Here is a 20,287-nt window from a genome sequence, read left to right as displayed (position 1 = left end):
ATTCATGTGCCTGAGTACCCCTTACGGGTAAAGGCCAGGACCCGCTCGTCGGCGACCGGCTCGAGCTCCGGATGGCTCCAGTCGACCACTTCGCCGACCCCGATCACCAGCAAGCCTCCCGGCGCCAGCCGTTCGGCCAACCGGTTGAGGATCTCGCGCCGTCGCCAGCGACGGAAGTAGATCAGCAGGTTCTGACAAAAAATCACGTCCATGCCGGACCAGGGCGCCTTCGCCAGGTCCAGCACATTCAGCCGGGCGCAGCAGACGCGCTCGGTCAGTATCGTTTTCACGCTGAAGCTGCCGTCGGCCTGGCGTTCGCAATAGCGTTCGACCAGTCCGGCCTCCAGTTGCTCCAGCTTGCGGGCCGGATAGTTCGCCTGCCGCGCCCGCTGCAGGGCGTGAAGGCTGATATCCGTCCCGGTGACGCCGAAAAAATCTTCCCGTTCCTGCCCGCGCAACGCCTGCGCGGCGCACATCGCCAGCGAGTAGGGTTCCTCGCCGCTGGAGCAGCCGACGCTCCACAGGGCCCAGGGCCGCGGCATGCCTTCGCGGCGCAGGCGCTCGCCCAGGTAGCGCTCGAGCAGCTCGAAAGACGGGGGATGACGGAAAAAACGGGTTTCCTGGACGGTCAGGCGGTCCAGCAGGGTCGCCCACTCCACTGCGCCACGCGGACCGTCGGTCACCTGGCGGTAGTAGCTGTGGTAGTCGCCGATGCCCAGTTCACGCATGCGCGCGGTCAGGCTGGCCTGCAGGAACGTCCGGCGCTGCTCGTTGAGCACCACGCCGGTGCGGTTCTCCAACAGGACCTGCCAGTCGCGGAACTCCGCTGCCGACATATCGGCCAGCGGCTGCAGTGACCAGACGCCGTTCGCCTGCATGCCGTGCCCCTCGTCCAAGGTGTCGACGCGGCGCCCGCCAGGCGGCCGCCGCGCCTATGCTCAGGCCTGCTCCACGCCCTCCGGCAGTTTGAAGCCGGATACCGAGTTGCGCATCTCGCTCGCCATCTTCGCCAGGTTGCCGATGCTCCGCGCGGTGGCGGTGGTACCGGCGGAGGTCTGCGAGGTGATCTCCTGAATGACGTTCATGGTGTTGGAAATGTGGCCGGCCGACGATGCCTGCTGACGGGCGGCGTTGGAGATGTTCTGGATCAGTGCCGCGAGGGTCTTGGATACCTTCTCGATCTCCTCCAGGGCCACACCGGCGTCCTGGGCCAGGCGCGCGCCGCGGACCACCTCGGAGGTGGTCTGCTCCATCGAGATCACCGCTTCGTTGGTGTCGGTCTGGATGGTCTTCACCAGCGCCTCGATCTGCTTGGTCGCCGCCGAGGAACGTTCCGCCAGTCGCTGTACCTCGTCCGCTACCACGGCGAAGCCGCGGCCCGCGTCCCCGGCCATCGACGCCTGGATCGCGGCGTTCAGGGCGAGGATGTTGGTCTGGTCGGCGATGTCGTTGATCAGGCTGACGATGTCGCCGATCTCCTGGGACGATTCGCCGAGGCGCTTGATTCGCTTCGAGGTGTCCTGGATCTGCTCGCGGATGTTGTCCATGCCGGTGATGGTGTTGTGCACCACCTCGTTGCCCTTGTTGGCAATGGCTACCGAACGTTCCGCTACCGCCGAGGATTCCGAGGCGTTCGCCGATACCTGGTCGATCGACACCGCCATTTCGTTGATCGCCGCCGAGGCGCCGGCGATTTCCTGCGCCTGGTGCTCGGAGGCTTCGGCCAGGTGCATCGCGGTGGACTGGGTTTCCTGGGCCGCTGCGGCCACCTGCACGGCGGTCTGGTTGATGGTCTCCACCAGTTCGCGGAGCTGGTCGATGGAGTAGTTGATCGAGTCGGCGATGGCGCCGGTGAAGTCCTCGGTCACGGTCGCGGCCACGGTCAGGTCGCCGTCCGCGAGGTCGGCGATCTCGTCGAGCAGACGCAGGATCGCGGCCTGGTTGCGGTCGTTCTTCTCGGCGGTCTCGGCCAGCCGGCGGTTGGTCTCGCGCACCATCACCAGGCCGATCAGGATGATCGAGGCCAGGGCCAGGGCGCCGAGGACGTAACCGGCGAACAGGTTGATGCTACGCCCGCCGGCCAGGTTCTCGAAGCCGTCGGCCAGTTGCGAAGCCTTGTCCAGCAGGGTCTGCGAAACGCTGAAGATGTTGTTCGCCGCTTCCCGGACCTGGAACAGGTCGGGCGAGGTCTCGAGGATCTCGTCCACCGAACCGGAGACGAACTCGAAGAGTTCGGCGATCTCGTTCAGGCGATCCACCGCCTCGGCGTTGGTCACCTTGGAGATGCTCATCGCCGCGTTGCCTTCCTGCATGCCCTTCAGTACGCGGCCGAACAGGCTGGCGTCGCGGCCGAAGCTGTCGGCGGCCTGCACCGAGTTCTCGTCGCCGGCCAGCACCTTGTTCACCGAGCCGAGGATACGTTCGGCGAGCAGCGACTGGCGCTGGGCGACCGCGACCTGGTCGGCCGGGGCACCGTTCTCCAGCAGGATGTCGACCACCTCTTCGTATTCCACCTGCAGCTGCGGGATGGTTTCGGCGAGGGTCGAGGCCACCTGGTGCAGGGACAGTACGGTCTGTTCGCTGGCGAGGATGGAGTCGGCGTTCTTGCGCAGGCCGTCCCAGTCCTGCTGCACCACGTCCATCTGCGGCTTCACCGCTTCGGGGCTGGGCGGCAGGGATGTGCTCTCGTCGCCGTTGACCAGGATGTTCCAGCGTTTCTCGAAGTCGTTGCGCGCATCCTTCAGGAGCTTGAACGCCTCGCCCTTGCCCGCCGCCGCTTCGGTGGCGTTCTTCGCGATCCGCTGCGACAGGACGCGCAGTTCGCCGGCATGGCCGATGTACTGCTTGTCATGGTTCGACTGGGTGTTGAGGTAGGCAAAGTTGGCGAACAGCAACACGATCGAGACGATGAGGACGATGAACAGCCCCGCGATCACCGAGCTGCTGCGCATGCCCGCGAAAAGATTGCCTGCGTTGATTTTCTTCATATTTGGCCCCCGCCCGGACCGACCACGATTACGATTTCCATGTCACGACACGGGCCGGCAGACCGGCCCAACCGGTGAAGCTGTTTATACGGCGACGTCGAGGAAGCCCTGGTGTTGCGCCAGCGCATGCGGGCTGAACACCAGCCACGGCTGCTCTCGATGGAAGACGCCATGAATGAAGGGTTGCAGTGCCGCTTCTAGTGGCGGCAGCTGTTCGCTGAAGGTGTCCACCGGGAAGTGCTGCATGCCGAACACCTCATCGACGATGAGGCCGGCGAACACGTCCAGGTGCTCCACCACCAGCACCCGCCGCTGCTTGCGCAAGGGCGACAGTTCGGTGCCGAGGAAACCGCAGAGGTCCATGATCGGCAGCAGGCGGCCACGTACGTTGGCCACCCCCTTGACCCAGGTCTTCACGCCCGGCAGCTGGGTGTAGCGCGGTTCGTGCAGGACTTCGCCGACCTCACCCATGGGGGCGACGAAGAACCGCCCGCCCATGCGGAAGCCGATCCCGCTCCAGCTCTGCACCGCCTCCTGCTGGGCCGGCAGGCCGGCGGCCAGGCGTCGGCAGCGCTGATCGATGTCGACGAGGAGCTGGAAGGGGGTCTGAACGTCCGACATGCGGGGCCTGGTCTTTCCGGGGTCAGGGTGAGCGATGCGCTGCGACGGGCTCAGCCCGCCAGCACCGCATTGATGGTTTTCAGCAGGGTCTCTTCGTCCACCGGCTTGGTCAGGTAGTCGCGAGCGCCCTGGCGCTTGCCCCAGACCTTGTCGGTCTCCTGGTCCTTGGTGGTGACGATGATCACCGGGATGGCGCTGGTCTCGGCGTCCTTGGTCAACTGACGGGTCGCCTGGAAGCCGTTGAGGCCGGGCATGACGATGTCCATCAGGACCACGTCGGGCTTTTCCTGGCGGGCCAGGGCGACGCCGTCGCCGCCGTTCTCGGCCTTGAGTACCTGGTGACCATGCTTTTCCAGCATGGCGGTCAGCTTGTACATCTCGGTCGGAGAGTCATCAACAATCAAAATACGAGCCATGGGATCCCCATCACGAAATAAGCATCAACGGCCATGCGGCCGGATATCAGGAAACGGCGTCCACCGGGGTGAAGCTGGGTACGTGTGCCTTGATCGCGCCCAGCAGCTCTTCCTTGCTGAACGGCTTGGTGAGGTACTGGTCGGAGCCGACGATGCGCCCCTTGGCCTTGTCGAACAGGCCGTCCTTGGAGGACAGCATGATCACCGGGGTGGACTTGAACGCGCTGTTGTTCTTGATCAGGGCGCAGGTCTGATAGCCATCCAGGCGCGGCATCATGATGTCGACGAAAATGATGTTCGGATGGGTATCGGCGATCTTCGCCAGGGCATCGAAGCCGTCGATTGCCGTGATCACGTCGCAACCGACCTTTTTCAGCAGTGTTTCGGCGGTGCGACGAATCGTTTTCGAATCGTCGATCACCATCACTTTCAAACCGTCGGATTGCTGTTCCATGTTCGCCCTATATCGACTCGGTGAATCATTCTTCTGTGTTTTCTTCAGTGCGCTAACGCCCTGTCACCGACGGGCTGCGACCCAATCGCGGGCCTTTTTAGCACACTCGACGCAACTCTATCCATAATGCCCGGAACAGGCCGGCTTTTTCCTTGACCAAGCGCAAACGGGGCGCCAACCTGAGCGTCAAACCCGCTTGCCACGCGGCCTCCCCGCCGCGACCGGACAACCCACCCCCTTTCGGAGGAATTCCCATGAGCGTACGCCTCGGGATCGTCATGGACCCCATCGCGCGCATCAACTTCAAGAAGGACAGCTCGCTCGCCATGCTGCTGGCTGCCCAGGCCCGCGGCTGGTCGCTGTTCTACATGGAACAGCAGGACCTCTACCAGAAGGCCGGCGTCGCGCGTGGACGCATGCGCCCGCTGAAGGTCTTCAACGATGCCTCCCGCTGGTTCGAACTGGAAGCGGAAAGCGACCAACCGCTGCACGAACTGGACGTGATCCTGATGCGCAAGGACCCACCCTTCGATAACGAATTCGTCTATTCGACCTACCTGCTGGAACAGGCCGAGCGTGCCGGCGCCCTGGTGGTGAACCGGCCGCAGAGCCTGCGCGACTGCAACGAGAAGTTCTTCGCCACGCAGTTCACCCAGTGCACTCCGCCGACGATGGTCAGCCGGCGATCCGATATTCTGCGCGAGTTTGCCGCCGAGCATCGTGACATCATTCTCAAACCCCTGGACGGAATGGGCGGTTCGTCGATATTTCGTCACCGCGAAGGCGACCCGAACCTCTCGGTGATCCTCGAGACCCTCACCCAGCATGGCAGCCAGCAGATCATGGCGCAGCGCTATCTGCCGGAAATCAAGGACGGCGACAAGCGCATCCTGATGATCGACGGCGAACCGGTGCCCTACTGCCTGGCGCGCATCCCCGCCCAGGGCGAGACCCGCGGCAACCTCGCCGCCGGCGGCCGCGGCGTGGCCCAGCCGCTGAGCGAGCGCGACCGCTGGATCGCCGCCGAGGTCGGCCCGCACCTGCGCGAGCGCGGCCTGCTGTTCGTCGGCCTCGACGTGATCGGCGATTATCTGACGGAAATCAACGTCACCAGCCCGACCTGCATCCGCGAGATCGACCAGGCCTTCGACACCCGAATCGGCGACAAGCTGATGGACGCCATCGCCGCCCAGCTGGCTGCCCGCTGAATCGCGCGGGCGGGCCTCGGTCCGCCCGTCTCGGCCCGGCCGATGCGCCACGGCGAGCGACCGCGTGTCCAAGGCGCGGAGTGCGTCATAGACTTTTCCGCCCCCCATCGGCAGACTTCGCCCCACGCCAGCCACCACGATCCGCAATGAACGCCGCCGTCCTCAAGTCCCCCTCCGCCGCTGCCGGCGTCCGCCCGGCGGACCGTTTGGGCTTCACCCTGTTCATCGCAGCCATCCTGCACGTCGCCTTCATCCTCGGGGTGGGTTTCTCCATGCCCGCGCCGAGCCAGATCAGCAAGACCCTGGAAATCACCCTGGCCACCTTCAAGAGCGACAAGGCGCCGGAGAAGGCCGACTACCTCGCGCAGATGAACCAGCAGGGCAGCGGAACCCTGGAGCACAAGGCCGCGCCGAAGACCACCGAGGTCGCGCCGTTCCAGGACAACCAGGTGAAGAAAGTCGCGCCGCCGGCTACGCCGAAGCAGGCCAGGAGCGAAGAGGCGCCCAAGGCCGCGGTGACCACCACCCGCCAGCGCCAGCAGAAGGCACCGAGCAAGACCCAGGCACAGAAGGCCGAGCAGGTCGCCAAGCCGGCGCCGCATTTCGACTCAACCCAGCTGTCGGCGGAAATCGCCAGCCTCGAGGCCGACCTGGCCAAGGAGCAGCAGGCCTACGCCAAGCGCCCGCGCATCCACCGCCTGAGCGCCGCGTCGACCATGCGCGACAAAGGCGCCTGGTACAAGGAAGACTGGCGCAAGAAGATCGAACGCATCGGCAACCTCAACTACCCCGACGAGGCCCGTCGGCAGAAGCTCTACGGCAGCCTGCGGCTGCTGGTGTCGATCAACCGCGACGGCACCATCTACGAGGTGCAGGTGCTGGAGTCTTCCGGCGAGCCGATCCTCGACCAGGCCGCCCAGCGCATCGTCCGCCTGGCCGCGCCCTATGCGCCGTTCAGCGGCGACCTGGCCGACATCGACCGGCTGGAGATCATCCGTACCTGGCGCTTCGAACGCGGCGACCGGCTGTCCAGCAAGTAGCGCCGGCAAGGCTGGCTTTCTCGCGTCCGAAGCAGGACACTAGCGGCCATGAAACAGAGCAGCCCAACCTACCTCAAGCATCATTTCCTGATCGCCATGCCGCACATGGCCGACCCCAATTTCGCCCAGACCGTGACCTACCTGGTCGAACACAACGAGCAGGGCGCCATGGGCCTGGTGATCAACCGTCCCAGCGGCCTCAACCTGGCGGAAGTCCTCGAACAGCTCAAGCCGGACGCCCTGCCGCCGGCGCGCTGCCAGCACATCGACATCTACAACGGCGGCCCGGTGCAGACCGACCGCGGCTTCGTCCTCCACCCCAGCGGCCTGAGCTACCAGTCGACTCTGGAACTGGGCGAGCTGGCGATGTCCACCTCGCAGGACGTGCTGTTCGCCATCGCCGCCGGCACCGGCCCGGAAAAGAGCCTGATCAGCCTCGGCTATGCCGGCTGGGAAGCCGGCCAGCTGGAGGCCGAGCTGAGCGACAACGCCTGGCTGACCTGCCCGGCGGACCCGGCGATTCTCTTCGACCTGCCGGCCGAGGAGCGCCTCAGCGCCGCCGCCGCGCGCCTGGGCGTCAACCTCAGCCTGCTCACCGCCCAGGCCGGTCACGCCTGATGGCCAGCGACAAGCCGCTGCGCCTGCTGCTGGGCTTCGACTACGGCACCCGGCAGATCGGCGTCGCCGTCGGCCAGGCGGTGACCGGCCAGGCCCGCGAGCTGTGCGTATTGAAGGCGCAGAACGGCGTGCCGGACTGGAACCGGGTGGAAGCGCTGATCAAGGAATGGCAGCCGGACGCCATCGTCGTCGGCCTGCCGCTGAACATGGACGGCAGCCCAAGCGAGATGAGCGAGCGCGCGGAAAAGTTCGGCCGCCGCCTCAACGGCCGTTTCAACCTGCCGGTCTTTACCCACGACGAACGCCTCACGACCTATGCCGCCAAGGGCGAGCGCCTGGCCCAGGGCCAGCGCGACGGCTACCGCGAGCGACCGGTGGACGCCCTGGCCGCCGCCCTGCTGCTGGAAGGCTGGCTGGCCGAACACCCGGATTGACCCATGGCAGCCGGCACGCCGCCGGTTGCCATTATGCTTTCGCCACCGCGGGCGCCTCCCTACAGCGGGCTCTCCCGGCGGCCATCCCATCGATGTCAGCGAGGAGCCACCATGAGCCTACCCAATCCCGCCGAACTCCTGCCGCGCATGGCCAGCGACCTGCGCGCCCATCTCGCCGAGCGCGGCATCGAGCGGCCGCGCTTCGTCGGCATCCATACCGGCGGCATCTGGGTCGCCGAGGCGCTGCTGAGGGAACTGGGCAACCAAGAGCCGCTGGGCACCCTCGACGTCTCCTTCTACCGCGACGACTTCACCCAGAACGGCCTGCATCCGCAGGTCCGCCCGTCGGCGCTGCCGTTCGAGATCGACGGCCAGCACCTGGTCCTGGTGGACGACGTGCTGATGAGCGGCCGCACCATCCGCGCCGCGCTCAACGAACTGTTCGACTACGGCCGTCCGGCCAGCGTGACCCTGGTCTGCCTGCTCGACCTGAACGCCCGGGAGTTGCCTATCCGCCCCGACGTGGTCGGCCAGACCCTGTCCCTGGGTCGCGATGAACGGGTAAAATTGGTCGGTCCCGCACCGCTCGCCCTCGAGCGCAAGGTCCTTTCCTCCGCTTCCTGATCCTCTTCACTAGGGCCTGCCCCATGCCGACAGACGCCAAGCGCCCGCTGCAGCTCAACGACCAGGGCCAGCTGCGCCACTTCATCTCGCTCGACGGATTGCCCCGCGAGCTGCTCACCGAAATCCTCGATACCGCCGATTCCTTCCTGGAGGTCGGCGCCCGCGCGGTGAAAAAGGTCCCGCTGCTGCGCGGCAAGACCGTCTGCAACGTGTTCTTCGAGAACTCCACGCGCACCCGCACCACCTTCGAGCTGGCCGCCCAGCGGCTGTCGGCCGACGTGATCAGCCTGAACGTATCCACCTCTTCCACCAGCAAGGGCGAGACGCTCACCGACACCCTGCGCAACCTGGAGGCGATGGCCGCCGACATGTTCGTGGTGCGCCACAGCGACTCGGGCGCGGCGCACTTCATCGCCGAGCACGTCAGCCCCAACGTGGCGGTGATCAACGGCGGCGACGGCCGCCACGCGCACCCCACCCAGGGGATGCTCGACATGCTGACCATCCGCCGGCACAAAGGGAACTTCGAGCAGCTATCGGTGGCGATCGTCGGCGATATCCTGCATTCGCGAGTAGCCCGTTCGAACATGCTGGCGCTCAAGACCCTGGGTTGCCCGGACATCCGCGTGATCGCCCCGCGCACCCTGCTGCCGATCGGACTGGAAGAGCAGTACGGCGTGCGCGTGTTCACCAACGCCGACGAAGGCCTGAAGGACGTCGACGTGGTGATCATGCTGCGCCTGCAACGCGAGCGCATGCAGGGTGGCCTGCTACCCAGCGAGGGCGAGTTCTTCAAGCTCTACGGCCTGACCGAGAAGCGCCTGAAGCTGGCCAAGCCGGATGCCATCGTCATGCACCCTGGCCCGATCAACCGCGGCGTGGAGATCGAGTCGGCGGTGGCCGACGGTGCCCAGTCGGTGATCCTCAACCAGGTCACCTACGGCATCGCCATCCGCATGGCGGTGCTGTCCATGGCCATGAGCGGCCAGAACACCCAACGCCAGCTGGAACAGGAGGACGCCGAATGACCATCAGTATCCGAGGCGCCCGCGTCATCGACCCGGCCAGCGGCCTGGACCAGGTCGGCGACCTCCACATCGAGGCCGGCAAGATCGTCGCCATCGGCGCCGCGCCGGCCGGCTTCAGCGCTCAGAAGACCCTCGACGGCGTCGGCCTGGTGGCCGCGCCGGGACTGGTCGACCTCAGCGTCGCCCTGCGCGAGCCGGGCTACGGACGCAAGGGCAACGTCGAAAGCGAGACCCGCGCCGCCGCGGCCGGCGGCACCACCAGCCTGTGCTGCCCGCCCTACACCCGGCCGGTGCTGGACACCCCGGCGGTGGCCGAGCTGATCCTCGACCGCGCCCGTGAGGCCGGCAACGCCAAGGTCTACCCCATCGGCGCGCTGACCCGCGGCTTCGGCGGCGAGCAACTGTCGGAACTGGTGGCCCTGCGCGACACCGGTTGCGTGGCCTTCACCAATGGCCTGCATGGCTTCGCCAGCAACCGCATCCTGCGGCGCGCCCTGGAGTACGCGGCGACCTTCGACCTGACGGTGATCTTCACCTCGCAGGACACCGATCTCGCCGAAGGCGGCCTCGCCCACGAAGGCCCGACCGCCAGCTTCCTCGGCCTCGCGGGGATCCCGGAAACCGCCGAGACCGTGGCCCTGGCCCGCAACCTGCTGCTGGTGGAACAGAGCGGCGTGCGCGCGCACTTCAGCCAGTTGACCAGCGCCCGCGGCATCGAACTCGTCGCCCAGGCCCAGGCCCGTGGCCTGCCGGTGACCTGCGACGTGGCGCTGTACCAGTTGATCCTCACCGACGAAGCACTGGTGGGCTTCTCCAGCCTCTACCACGTGCAACCGCCGCTGCGCACCAAGGCCGACCGCGAAGCCCTGCGCGAGGCGGTGAAGAACGGCGTGGTACAAGCCATCGCCAGCCACCACCAACCCCACGAGGCGGACGCCAAGAACGCGCCGTTCGCCGCCACCGAGCCGGGCATCAGCGGCGCCGAGCTGCTGCTGCCGCTGGCGATGACGCTGGTGCAGGACGGCCTGCTCGACCTGCCGACCCTGCTCGCCCGCCTCTCCCACGGCCCGGCCCAGGCGCTGCGCCTGCCTGCCGGGCGCCTGGCGGTGGGCCAGGCCGCCGACCTGGTGCTGTTCGACCCGCAGGGTTCGACCCTGGCCGGTGAGAGCTGGTACTCGAAGGGGCAGAACAGCCCGTTCGTCGGTCACTGCCTGCCGGGACGAGTGCGTTACACCCTGGTGGACGGACACCTGACCCACGAGGGCTGATCCCTGCCACCACGAAAAAGCCCGCCATCCGGCGGGCTTTTTCATCTTCGCGTTCGCGATTCCGGGGGGCGTATCCATTGCCGGGGCGGGCGCCCTATCCCAGCCTCTGCCACCAACCCGCCTTAACGGCAGGGCGAATAACGCGGAGCGTTATCCGCCGAGGCATGCTCGCCGGGAACACCCGATGGCCAGCAGCCGCGCCGGTCGGCGCCGCTCCCTGCGGAGCCTCAGATCTTCGCCAGCGCCTGCGCCAGGTCGGCCTGCAGGTCCTCCAGCGCCTCGACGCCCACCGACAGGCGGATCAGCGAGTCACCGATGCCCAGGTCGGCGCGGGTTTCCGCCGGGATGCTGGCGTGGGTCATGATCGCCGGATGCTCGATCAGGCTTTCCACCCCGCCCAGGCTTTCCGCCAGGGAGAAGATCCGCACGTTCTCCAGGAAGCGCCGGGCGCCGACCAGGTCGCAGCGCAGGTCGAGGGAGATCATCCCGCCGAAGCCACGCATCTGCCGTTTCGCCAGCTCATGCTGCGGGTGCGAAGCCAGGCCGGGGTAGTAGACCCGCGCCACCTGCGGCTGGCGCTCCAGCCACTGGGCCAGGGCCAGGGCGTTGCTGCAATGGCGCTCCATGCGCAGCGCCAGGGTCTTCACCCCGCGCAGGGTGAGGAAGGCGTCGAACGGCCCGGAGATGGCGCCCACCGAGTTCTGCAGGAAGCCCAGGCGCTCGCGCAGGTCCGGGTTGTCGCCGACGATGGCGATGCCGCCGATCACGTCGGAATGGCCGTTCAGGTACTTGGTGGTGGAGTGCACCACCACGTCGAAGCCCAGTTCCAGGGGGCGCTGGATGTAGGGGCTGGCGAAGGTGTTGTCGGCCACGCTGATGATGCCGCGGGCGCGGCAGAGCTGGGCGATGGCGCGCAGGTCGGTGAGGCGCAGCAGCGGGTTGCTCGGGGTTTCCACCCAGACCATGCGGGTTTCCGGGGTCAGCGCGGCCTCGAAGGCCTGCAGGTCGGTCGGGTCGACGAAGCTGAAGCGATGCCCGGCGCTGCGCCGGCGGACCCGCTCGAACAGGCGGAAGGTACCGCCGTAGAGGTCATTGCCGGAAACGATGTGGGAACCGGCGTCGAGCAGCTCCAGCACCGAGGAGATCGCCGCCAGGCCGGAGGCGAAGGCGAAGGCCTGGGCGCCGCCCTCGAGGTCGGCCACGCAGCGCTCCAGGGCCCAGCGGGTCGGGTTGTGCGAGCGGCCGTAGTCGAGCCCCTTGTGTACCCCGGGGCTTTCCTGGATGTAGGTGGAGTTGGCATAGATCGGCGGCATGATCGCGCCGGTCGAGGGATCGGGGGCCTGCCCGGCGTGGATGACCCGGGTCGCGAAGGCCTGGGCCGGGGCGTCGGGATGCTGGTCGTGCTGGCTCATGCGAGCTTTCTCCGCAAATGGTTCAACAGGTCGAAACGGGTGATCAGGCCGTGGAAGCCGCTGGCGTCGGCGACGATCGCCACCAGGCCGCGGTCCAGGACCGCCTGCAACTGGGCCAGGCTGGCGCCGGGCGCGAGGGTCTCCGGCGCGGCGTTCATCGCGCTGCTTACCGCATCGCGGAAGCGTGGCGCGTCGGCGTGGACACCGAGCAGGATATCCGACTCGTCGATCACACCGACCAGTTTTCCATCGTCCAGCACCGGCAATTGCGAAACGTCGGCCAGGCGCATGCGCTGGAAGGCGGTGAGCAGGGTGTCGTCCGGACCGACGCTGATCACCCGGCCCTCCTCGAAGCGCCGCGCGATGATGTCGCGCAGGTCGCCGTAGTGCTTGCGTTGCAGCAGGCCCTGGTCGGTCATCCACTGGTCGTTGTAGATCTTCGACAGGTAGCGGGTGCCGGTGTCGCAGACGAAGCTGACCACCCGCTTCGGCTCCTTCTGCTCGCGGCAGAAGCGCAGCGCCGCGGCCAGCAGGGTGCCGGTGGAGGAGCCGCCGGGAATGCCCTCGACGCGCAACAGTTCGCGGGCCATGGCGAAGCTTTCCTCGTCGCTGATGGAATAGGCATGGCGCACGCTGGAGAGGTCGGCGATGGCCGGTACGAAGTCCTCGCCGATGCCCTCCACTGCCCAGGACCCCGGCGTACCCAGGGTGCCGGAGCGGGAGTACTCGGCCATGATCGAGCCTTCGGGGTCGGCGAGCACCATCTCCAGCTCCGGCTGGACCTTCTGGAAGAACCGGGTAAGGCCGGTCAGGGTACCGGAGGAGCCGACGCCGACGACGATGGCGTCGAGATCGTGGCCGGTCTGCGCCCAGAGCTCCGGGCCGGTGCCGCACTCGTGGGCCAGCGGGTTGGCCGGGTTGTTGAACTGGTCGGCGAAGAAGGCGCCGGGAATATCCTGCGCCAGGCGCGCGGCAACGTCCTGGTAGTACTCCGGATGGCCCTTGCCGACGTCCGAGCGGGTGATGTGCACCTCGGCGCCCATGGCGCGCAGGTGCAGGACCTTCTCGGTGGACATCTTGTCCGGCACCACCAGCACCACCCGGTAGCCCTTGGCGCGACCGACCAGGGCCAGGCCGAGACCGGTGTTGCCGGCGGTGGCCTCGACGATGGTGCCACCGGGCCGCAGGCGGCCGTCACGCTCGGCGGCCTCGATCATGGCGACACCGATGCGATCCTTGATGGAGCCGCCGGGGTTCTGCGATTCGAGCTTGAGGAACAGGGTGCAGGGGCCGGTATCGAAGCGCGTCACGCGAACCAGCGGGGTGTTGCCGATCAGGTCGAGCACGGCGGGACGTGAGTCGGAAGTCATCTTTTCTCCTTTCGGTGTTTCCGCACGGAGCGATACGGTGCGCGGCCTCGTGAGCCATTGCACCTATCCGTTCTGGGGCTTGCAGACCATAGGGGCTGGCGCGCGCGGGCGCCAATAACCTACAGGTAGAACGTTAGAACCTTTGGTTCCTTAAGTCCCGCCGGAGGAATTCCCTGCCGACCGTGGCGCCACCCATGAAAAAGCCCGCCGGATGGCGGGCTTCTCGCACCTGGCGACGAGCCTCAGATGCGCTGCGGCCCGTTGCGCTCGGACACCTGTCCGTTGAGGGTCCAGAAGTCGTAGAGCACGCCGAGGAAGAACAGGCCGCCGGTGAACAGGTAGATGATCCCGGTGATCCACTTGCCCATGTACATCCTGTGCACGCCGAGCACGCCGAGGAAGGTCAGCAGGATCCAGGCCACGTTGTAGTCCAGGTTGCCGCCCTGGAAGCGCCGGTCGGCCTCGCGGTCCATCGACGGGATGAGGAACAGGTCGATGATCCAGCCGATGAAGAACAGGCCGAAGGTGAAGAACCAGATCGTCCCGGTGATCGGCTTGCCGTAATAGAAGCGGTGCGAACCGGTGAAACCGAAGATCCACAGCAGGTAGCCGATGGCCTTGCTATGGGTGTCGTGCTGTTGAGTCATGCGTCCCCCCTCGTTCCGTGCGCGGCTGCGGCCGCGCCTGAGCCGCAGGTTAGCGGAGCGGCGGACGCCGCGCCAGAGCGGCCCGGCGCATGACAGTTTTGCAATTGCCTATCCTGTAGGCTGGTGCTGCCGCCACCGCCCCACAGGAGCCGCCATGAGCGCCGGACACGAGCACAGCTTCGCCCAGACCAACTCGACCCGCCTGAAATGGGCGTTGCTGCTGACCGGAAGCTTCCTCGTCGCCGAGGTCGTCGGCGGCATCCTCACCGGCAGCCTGGCGCTGATCTCCGATGCCGCGCACATGCTCACCGACGCCGTGGCCCTGGCCATCGCCCTGGCCGCGATCAACATCGCCAGGCGCCCGACCAACGATCGCCTGACCTACGGCTACCACCGCTTCGAGATCCTCGCCGCGGCGTTCAACGCCTTCCTGCTGTTCGGCGTGGCCTTCTATATCCTCTACGCGGCCTACGAGCGGCTCAACCAGCCGGCGGAGATCCAGTCCGTGGGCATGCTGGTGATCGCCGTGCTCGGTCTGCTGGTGAACCTGGCCAGCATGCGCCTGCTGGCGCCGGCCCAGGGCAACAGCCTGAACGTCAAGGGCGCCTACCTGGAGGTCTGGAGCGACATGCTCGGCTCGCTGGGGGTGATCGTCGCCGCGATCGTGATCCGTTTCACCGGCTGGGCCTGGGTCGACTCGCTGGTGGCGGTGCTGATCGGTTTCTGGGTCCTGCCGCGCACCTGGATCCTGCTGCGCGAGAGCCTGCATGTGTTGCTCGAAGGGGTGCCGAAGGAAATCCAGTTGGCCGAGCTGCGCGAAGCGCTGCTGGGGATTCCCGGCGTGACCGGGCTGCACGACCTGCATGTGTGGTCGATCACCAGCGGCAAGATCAGCCTGACTAGCCATCTGGTCTACGACCCGGCCCTGGTCGACGCCGAGACGCTGCTGGGAACGGTGAAGGCGCTGCTGCACGACCGCTACGAGATCGAACACAGCACCCTGCAACTGGAAACCTCGGCCTGCGCCCAGGCCGAGGAGCCGCTGGCCTACTGAAGGCGGTTCAGCGGAAGCGCCGGCCGGCAGGGTCGTCGTCGGTGATTTCCAGGCTCAGGCCCTGGGTCAGGCTCGACAGGTGGTCGGCGTCGCTTTCCGAACCGAGCTTGATCATCAGGCGCAGGTCGTTGGCCGAGTCGGCGTGGGCCAGGGCGTCCTCGTAGGTGATCTCGCCCTGGGTGTAGAGCTGGTACAGCGCCTGGTCGAAGGTCTGCATGCCCTGCTCGGTGGAGCGCTTCATCAGCGGCTTCAGCTCGTGCACCTCGCCCTTGCGGATCAGGTCGGCGGCCAGCGGGGTGTTCAGCAGCACCTCGATCACCGCCCGCCGCCCCTTGCCGTCGGGGGTCGGCACCAGTTGCTGGGCGACGATGGCCTTGAGGTTCAGCGACAGGTCCATCCACACCTGGCCATGACGGTCGGCCGGGAAGAAGTGGATGATCCGCTCCAGCGCCTGGTTGGCGTTGTTCGCGTGCAGGGTCGCCAGGCACAGGTGGCCGGTCTCGGCGAAGGCCACGGCGTGGTCCATGGTCTCCCGCGAGCGCACCTCGCCGATCATGATCACGTCCGGCGCCTGGCGCAGGGTGTTCTTCAGCGCCACCTCGAAGGAGTCGGTGTCCAGCCCCACCTCGCGCTGAGTGACGATGCAGCCCTGGTGCTGGTGGATGTACTCGATCGGGTCCTCGATGGAGATGATGTGCCCGGTGGAATTCTTGTTGCGGTAGCCGATCATCGCCGCCAGCGAGGTGGACTTGCCGGTGCCGGTGGCGCCGACGAAGATCACCAGGCCGCGCTTGGTCAGCGCCAGCTTCTTGAGGATTTCCGGGAGCTTCAGCTCTTCCAGGGTCGGGATGTTGGTCTCGATCCGGCGCAATACCATGCCCACCAGGTTGCGCTGGTAGAAGGCACTGACCCGGAAGCGGCCGATGCCGCGGGCGCTGATGGCGAAGTTGCACTCATGGTTCTCGGCGAAATCGCGGCGCTGCTGCTCGTTCATCACGCCTAGCACGGTCTCGCGGGTCTGCTCCGGCGACAGCGGCGTCTTGGTCACCGGCATCACCCGGCCGTTGACCTTCATCGACGGCGGTACGCCGGCGGTGATGAACAGGTCGGAGCCGCCCTTTTCCACCATCAGGCGCAGCAGCTTTTCGAATTCCATGATGTTCTCGCTCACTCAGGGGCGCGCCGCGACGGCGAGCCGGATGCGGGCGAGCGGGCGCTGGACGCGCTCGCCGGCAAGGATAGGTAGGAATGCGCCTACGGTACCGCTCTCCCGCTCTTGAATCCTAGACGCAGTTCCGGGATTCGGGCGAAGCGCGGCGGATCGGCGCCAGGATCAGAAGTTTTCCGGGATCTTCGCCTTCTCGCGGGCGTTCTCGCGGCTGATCAGGCCCTTGGCGACCAGGCCCTTGAGGCACATGTCGAGGGTCTGCATGCCCAGCGAGCCGCCGGTCTGGATCGCCGAATACATCTGCGCGACCTTGTCCTCGCGGATCAGGTTGCGGATCGCCGGGGTGCCGATCATGATCTCGTGGGCCGCCACCCGGCCGCCGCCGATCTTCTTGATCAGGGTCTGCGAGATCACCGATTGCAGCGACTCGGAGAGCATCGAGCGAACCATGGCCTTTTCCTCGGCCGGGAACACGTCGACCACCCGGTCGATGGTCTTCGCCGCCGAGGTGGTGTGCAGGGTGCCGAATACCAGGTGGCCGGTCTCCGCCGCGGTCAGGGCCAGGCGGATGGTCTCCAGGTCGCGCATCTCGCCGACCAGGATGATGTCCGGGTCCTCCCGCAGCGCCGAGCGCAGCGCTTCGCTGAAGCCGAGGGTGTCGCGATGCACCTCGCGCTGGTTGACCAGGCACTTCTTCGATTCGTGGACGAATTCGATCGGGTCCTCGATGGTGAGGATGTGGTGGTACTTGGTGTTGTTCAGGTAGTCGAGCATCGCCGCCAGGGTGGTGGACTTGCCCGAACCGGTCGGCCCGGTTACCAGTACCAGCCCGCGCGGGACGTCTGAAACACGTTTGAACACTTCTCCCATGCCAAGCTCCTCCATGGTCAGTACCTTGGAGGGAATGGTCCGGAATACCGCGCCGGCGCCACGGTTCTGGTTGAAGGCGTTGACCCGGAAACGCGCGACGCCCGGCACCTCGAAGGAGAAGTCGGTCTCGAGGAATTCCTCGAAGTCCTTGCGCTGCTTGTCGTTCATGATGTCGTAGATCAGCGCATGCACCTGCTTGTGTTCCAGCGGTGGCAGGTTGATCCGGCGTACATCGCCATCCACCCGGATCATGGGCGGCAGGCCAGCGGAGAGGTGCAGGTCCGAAGCGCCCTGTTTGGCACTGAAGGCGAGCAGCTCGGTAATATCCATGGGACTCCCCAATTACAAGCAAGCAGGTAGAATGCCGCCAAAGCCGCCGTCTCGGACAAGGAAAACACCGGATGAACCAGGGTGCTTCCAGGACACGCGTGGTGTCCTGCGCCAGACGCGGAACCTCGACACTGGAACAGGAAGATGGCCATCGAGGCCGGCGGTTTCGAGGGCGTCGAGCCGACGCCGACCGCACTTCCATAGGGCGCAGGTAATGTCCACGATAGCAGAGAATATTGCAAAGGTTGCCGCGCGCATCCGTGAGGCAGCGCAAGCTGCGGGGCGCGATCCGGCCACGGTCGGCCTGCTCGCCGTGAGCAAGACCAAGCCCGCCGCCGCGGTGCGCGAGGCGCACGCCGCCGGCCTTCGCGACTTCGGCGAAAACTACCTGCAGGAGGCCCTCGGCAAGCAGGCCGAACTGGCCGACCTGCCCTTGAACTGGCACTTCATCGGCCCCATCCAGTCGAACAAGACGCGGCCCATCGCCGAGCATTTCCAGTGGGTGCACTCGGTGGACCGGTTGAAGATCGCGCAGCGCCTGTCGGAGCAACGCCCGGCCGGGCTGCCGCCCCTGAATGTCTGCCTGCAGGTCAACGTCAGCGGCGAAGCCAGCAAGTCCGGCTGCGCCCCCGAGGACCTGCCGGCCCTGGCCGAGGCCGTGAAGCAACTGCCCAACCTCCGATTGCGTGGCCTGATGGCCATCCCCGAACCCACCGCCGAACGCGCCGCGCAACACGCCGCGTTCGCCCGCCTGCGCGAACTGCTGCTGGACCTGAACCTTGGCCTGGACACCCTGTCCATGGGCATGAGCGACGACCTCGAGGCAGCCATCGGCGAAGGTGCGACCTGGGTCCGCATCGGTACCGCCCTGTTCGGCGCCCGCGACTACGGCGCGCCGGCTTCTTGAAGGAATCCCCTATGAGCACACCCCGCATAGCGTTCATCGGCGCCGGCAACATGGCCGCCAGCCTGATCGGCGGCCTGCGCGCCCAAGGCGTGCCGGCGGCGCAGATCCGCGCCAGCGACCCGGGCGCCGAGCAACGCGCGAAGATCGCCGGCGAGTTCGCCATCGACGTGGTCGAGTCCAACGCCGAGGCCGTGGCCGACGCCGACGTCGTGGTCCTGTCGGTCAAGCCGCAGGCCATGAAAGCCGTGTGCCAGGCCTTGGCGCCGGCGCTGAAGCCGGAGCAACTGATCGTCTCCATCGCCGCCGGCATCCCCTGCGCCAGCCTCGAAGCCTGGCTCGGCCAGCCGCGCCCGGTGGTCCGCTGCATGCCCAACACCCCGGCGCTGCTGCGCCAGGGCGCCAGCGGGCTGTACGCCAACGCGCAGGTCAGCGCCGCGCAACGCGAGCAGGCCGGGCAGCTGCTGTCTGCGGTAGGCATCGCCCTGTGGCTGGACGACGAAGCGCAGATCGACGCGGTGACCGCGGTGTCGGGCAGCGGCCCGGCGTATTTCTTCCTGCTGATGCAGGCCATGACCGACGCCGGCGAGAAGCTCGGCCTGTCCCGCGAGACAGCCTCGCGCCTGACCCTGCAGACCGCCCTCGGCGCGGCGCAGATGGCGCTGTCCAGCGAGGTCGAGCCGGCCGAACTGCGGCGCCGGGTGACTTCGCCCAACGGCACCACCGAGGCGGCGATCAAATCCTTCCAGGCCAACGGCTTCGAAGCACTGGTGGAGCAGGCCCTGAACGCCGCCAGCCAGCGCTCCGCCGAGCTGGCCGAACAGCTTGGCCAATAAGGAGTAGTCGATGATCGGCCTCAACACCGCTGCTATCTATATCCTCCAGACCCTCGGCAGCCTCTACCTGCTGATCGTGCTGCTGCGCTTCATCCTGCAACTGGTCCGCGCGGACTTCTACAACCCCCTCAGCCAGTTCATCGTGCGCGCCACCAAGCCGCTGCTGAACCCGCTGCGGCGGATCATCCCCGGCTTCGGCGGGATCGACCTGGCCTCGCTGGTGCTGGCGATCCTGATCCAGCTGGTGCTGATGATCCTGATCCTGATGCTGATGGGCTACGGCGTCGGCGGCTTCATCATGCAACTGCTGATCTGGTCGATCATCGCCGTCACCTCGCTGTTCCTGAAGGTGTTCTTCTTCGCCCTGATCATCAGCGTGATCCTTTCCTGGGTCGCCCCGGGCAGCTACAACCCCGGCGCGCAACTGGTGAACCAGATCTGCGAACCGCTGCTGATGCCGTTCCGCAAGCTCCTGCCGAACCTCGGCGGACTGGATCTCTCACCGATCTTCGCGTTCCTCGCGCTGAAGCTGATCGACATGCTGGTGATCAACAACCTGGCGGCCATGACCGGCATGCCCCAGCAGTTGAGCATCTTCCTCTGAGCTTCTACCGCTGGGACGGCGAGGACCTGCTCCTCGATTGCCACCTGCAGCCCAAGGCGAGCCGCGACGAGTTCGCCGGGCTGCACGGCGAACGCCTGAAGATCCGCCTCACCGCACCGCCGGTGGAGGGCAAGGCCAACGCCCATCTGCTGGCCTTCCTCGGCAAGGCCTTCGGCGTGGCCAAGAGCCTGGTGAGTCTCGAAAGCGGCGAGCTGAACCGGCAGAAACGGGTGCGCATCCGCCGTCCGACCCGATTGCCGGAGGAACTGGGGATCGCCGCTCGACCCGCTTGACCGACCTTACGTGCAGGAATGTGAAGCAGGCCAATTGACGCTTCCCCGCTCCCCCGCATAATCCACGCCATCCTTCCCCCGCCGGTCCCGCGCCCTGGAGC

22 protein-coding genes are annotated in these 20,287 nt (G+C 66.7%); 12 read left to right on the top strand and 10 right to left on the bottom strand.

What is annotated here, in order from left to right; genetic code table 11:
- Positions 1-2: 2 nt before the first annotated feature.
- The 5 genes from pilK to pilG all read right to left on the bottom strand — a co-directional run bounded on the left by pilK (position 3) and on the right by pilG (position 4,478).
- Entirely contained in the window at positions 3-878 is an 876-nt protein-coding gene (gene pilK, locus VQ065_RS02410; protein ID WP_003084594.1) for a type 4 fimbrial methyltransferase PilK, read from the bottom strand.
- Positions 879-938: 60 nt separating this feature from the next.
- The gene (gene pilJ, locus VQ065_RS02405) at positions 939-2,987 is read right to left on the bottom strand and encodes a chemotaxis chemoreceptor PilJ (RefSeq protein WP_003084592.1); all 2,049 of its coding nucleotides are present in this window, start codon (positions 2,985-2,987) and stop codon (positions 939-941) included.
- Between the two features lie 84 nt (positions 2,988-3,071).
- Positions 3,072-3,608 (bottom strand): chemotaxis protein CheW, encoded by a 537-nt coding sequence (locus tag VQ065_RS02400; RefSeq protein ID WP_003084590.1) that lies wholly within the window; start codon positions 3,606-3,608, stop codon positions 3,072-3,074.
- Positions 3,609-3,658: 50 nt separating this feature from the next.
- Positions 3,659-4,024, bottom strand: a complete 366-nt coding sequence (gene pilH / locus VQ065_RS02395; RefSeq protein WP_003084587.1) for a twitching motility response regulator PilH — start codon at positions 4,022-4,024, stop codon at positions 3,659-3,661.
- A gap of 46 nt (positions 4,025-4,070) precedes the next feature.
- Positions 4,071-4,478: a twitching motility response regulator PilG gene (gene pilG, locus VQ065_RS02390; protein ID WP_003084583.1), complete on the bottom strand. Its 408-nt coding sequence runs from the start codon at positions 4,476-4,478 to the stop codon at positions 4,071-4,073.
- 254 nt (positions 4,479-4,732) lie between these two features.
- On the opposite strand from pilG, the gene gshB reads away from it, so the two are divergent.
- The 7 genes from gshB to VQ065_RS02355 all read left to right on the top strand — a co-directional run bounded on the left by gshB (position 4,733) and on the right by VQ065_RS02355 (position 10,698).
- The gene (gshB, locus tag VQ065_RS02385) at positions 4,733-5,686 is read left to right on the top strand and encodes a glutathione synthase (RefSeq protein ID WP_003100943.1); all 954 of its coding nucleotides are present in this window, start codon (positions 4,733-4,735) and stop codon (positions 5,684-5,686) included.
- 146 nt (positions 5,687-5,832) lie between these two features.
- On the top strand, positions 5,833-6,726 hold the full coding sequence (locus VQ065_RS02380; protein ID WP_003084580.1) for a TonB family protein: 894 nt from the start codon (positions 5,833-5,835) through the stop codon (positions 6,724-6,726).
- Positions 6,727-6,774: 48 nt separating this feature from the next.
- Complete coding sequence (locus VQ065_RS02375) at positions 6,775-7,344, top strand: YqgE/AlgH family protein (protein WP_003084577.1); 570 nt, start codon at positions 6,775-6,777, stop codon at positions 7,342-7,344.
- Positions 7,344-7,778 (top strand): Holliday junction resolvase RuvX, encoded by a 435-nt coding sequence (gene ruvX / locus VQ065_RS02370; RefSeq protein ID WP_003084575.1) that lies wholly within the window; start codon positions 7,344-7,346, stop codon positions 7,776-7,778. The genes VQ065_RS02375 and ruvX overlap by 1 nt, the downstream gene beginning before the upstream one ends.
- 111 nt (positions 7,779-7,889) lie before the next feature.
- On the top strand, positions 7,890-8,402 hold the full coding sequence (pyrR, locus tag VQ065_RS02365; protein WP_003084574.1) for a bifunctional pyr operon transcriptional regulator/uracil phosphoribosyltransferase PyrR: 513 nt from the start codon (positions 7,890-7,892) through the stop codon (positions 8,400-8,402).
- A gap of 23 nt (positions 8,403-8,425) precedes the next feature.
- Positions 8,426-9,430 carry an aspartate carbamoyltransferase catalytic subunit gene (locus VQ065_RS02360; RefSeq protein WP_003084569.1) on the top strand — a complete coding sequence of 335 codons (1,005 nt, stop codon included), beginning with the start codon at positions 8,426-8,428 and terminating at the stop codon, positions 9,428-9,430.
- Positions 9,427-10,698: a dihydroorotase gene (locus VQ065_RS02355; protein WP_014604102.1), complete on the top strand. Its 1,272-nt coding sequence runs from the start codon at positions 9,427-9,429 to the stop codon at positions 10,696-10,698. Before VQ065_RS02360 ends, VQ065_RS02355 begins: the two co-directional genes overlap by 4 nt.
- A 227-nt stretch (positions 10,699-10,925) precedes the next feature.
- On the opposite strand, the gene VQ065_RS02350 is transcribed toward VQ065_RS02355, so the two are convergent.
- From VQ065_RS02350 to VQ065_RS02340, 3 genes are all read right to left on the bottom strand, one after another.
- Entirely contained in the window at positions 10,926-12,110 is a 1,185-nt protein-coding gene (locus VQ065_RS02350; RefSeq protein ID WP_003084564.1) for a cystathionine gamma-synthase, read from the bottom strand.
- Positions 12,107-13,480 carry a pyridoxal-phosphate dependent enzyme gene (locus VQ065_RS02345; RefSeq protein WP_003084562.1) on the bottom strand — a complete coding sequence of 458 codons (1,374 nt, stop codon included), beginning with the start codon at positions 13,478-13,480 and terminating at the stop codon, positions 12,107-12,109. Before VQ065_RS02345 ends, VQ065_RS02350 begins: the two co-directional genes overlap by 4 nt.
- 242 nt (positions 13,481-13,722) lie before the next feature.
- Positions 13,723-14,127: an NINE protein gene (locus VQ065_RS02340; RefSeq protein WP_003084560.1), complete on the bottom strand. Its 405-nt coding sequence runs from the start codon at positions 14,125-14,127 to the stop codon at positions 13,723-13,725.
- A 154-nt stretch (positions 14,128-14,281) separates the two neighbouring features.
- On the opposite strand from VQ065_RS02340, the gene czcD reads away from it, so the two are divergent.
- Positions 14,282-15,181 (top strand): CDF family zinc transporter CzcD, encoded by a 900-nt coding sequence (gene czcD, locus VQ065_RS02335; protein WP_003084557.1) that lies wholly within the window; start codon positions 14,282-14,284, stop codon positions 15,179-15,181.
- Between the two features lie 7 nt (positions 15,182-15,188).
- Here czcD and pilU read toward each other — a convergent pair whose 3' ends face one another.
- Both pilU and pilT read right to left on the bottom strand, forming a co-directional pair.
- A complete protein-coding gene (gene pilU, locus VQ065_RS02330) occupies positions 15,189-16,337 on the bottom strand; it encodes a type IV pilus ATPase PilU (RefSeq protein WP_003100959.1) in 1,149 nt (382 codons plus the stop codon).
- Positions 16,338-16,514: 177 nt separating this feature from the next.
- The gene (gene pilT, locus VQ065_RS02325; protein ID WP_003084552.1) at positions 16,515-17,549 is read right to left on the bottom strand and encodes a type IV pilus twitching motility protein PilT; all 1,035 of its coding nucleotides are present in this window, start codon (positions 17,547-17,549) and stop codon (positions 16,515-16,517) included.
- A 214-nt stretch (positions 17,550-17,763) separates the two neighbouring features.
- Here pilT and VQ065_RS02320 point away from each other — a divergent pair, with 214 nt between their 5' ends.
- From VQ065_RS02320 to VQ065_RS02305, 4 genes are read left to right on the top strand one after another with little or no spacing between them, the layout of a single operon-like run.
- Complete coding sequence (locus VQ065_RS02320) at positions 17,764-18,456, top strand: YggS family pyridoxal phosphate-dependent enzyme (RefSeq protein WP_003084549.1); 693 nt, start codon at positions 17,764-17,766, stop codon at positions 18,454-18,456.
- A gap of 11 nt (positions 18,457-18,467) precedes the next feature.
- Complete coding sequence (gene proC, locus VQ065_RS02315) at positions 18,468-19,289, top strand: pyrroline-5-carboxylate reductase (RefSeq protein WP_003084546.1); 822 nt, start codon at positions 18,468-18,470, stop codon at positions 19,287-19,289.
- A 10-nt stretch (positions 19,290-19,299) separates the two neighbouring features.
- Positions 19,300-19,893 carry a YggT family protein gene (locus tag VQ065_RS02310; protein WP_003084544.1) on the top strand — a complete coding sequence of 198 codons (594 nt, stop codon included), beginning with the start codon at positions 19,300-19,302 and terminating at the stop codon, positions 19,891-19,893.
- Positions 19,890-20,186 carry a DUF167 domain-containing protein gene (locus VQ065_RS02305; RefSeq protein ID WP_031628111.1) on the top strand — a complete coding sequence of 99 codons (297 nt, stop codon included), beginning with the start codon at positions 19,890-19,892 and terminating at the stop codon, positions 20,184-20,186. Before VQ065_RS02310 ends, VQ065_RS02305 begins: the two co-directional genes overlap by 4 nt.
- The last annotated feature ends 101 nt before the right edge of the window (positions 20,187-20,287 follow it).

This window comes from Pseudomonas sp. KBN10P06128, assembly GCF_037574945.1.
Classification (GTDB): domain Bacteria; phylum Pseudomonadota; class Gammaproteobacteria; order Pseudomonadales; family Pseudomonadaceae; genus Pseudomonas; species Pseudomonas aeruginosa.
Note: the sequence above shows the minus strand (reverse complement) of the source record. Positions and strands in the feature narration are given on the sequence as shown.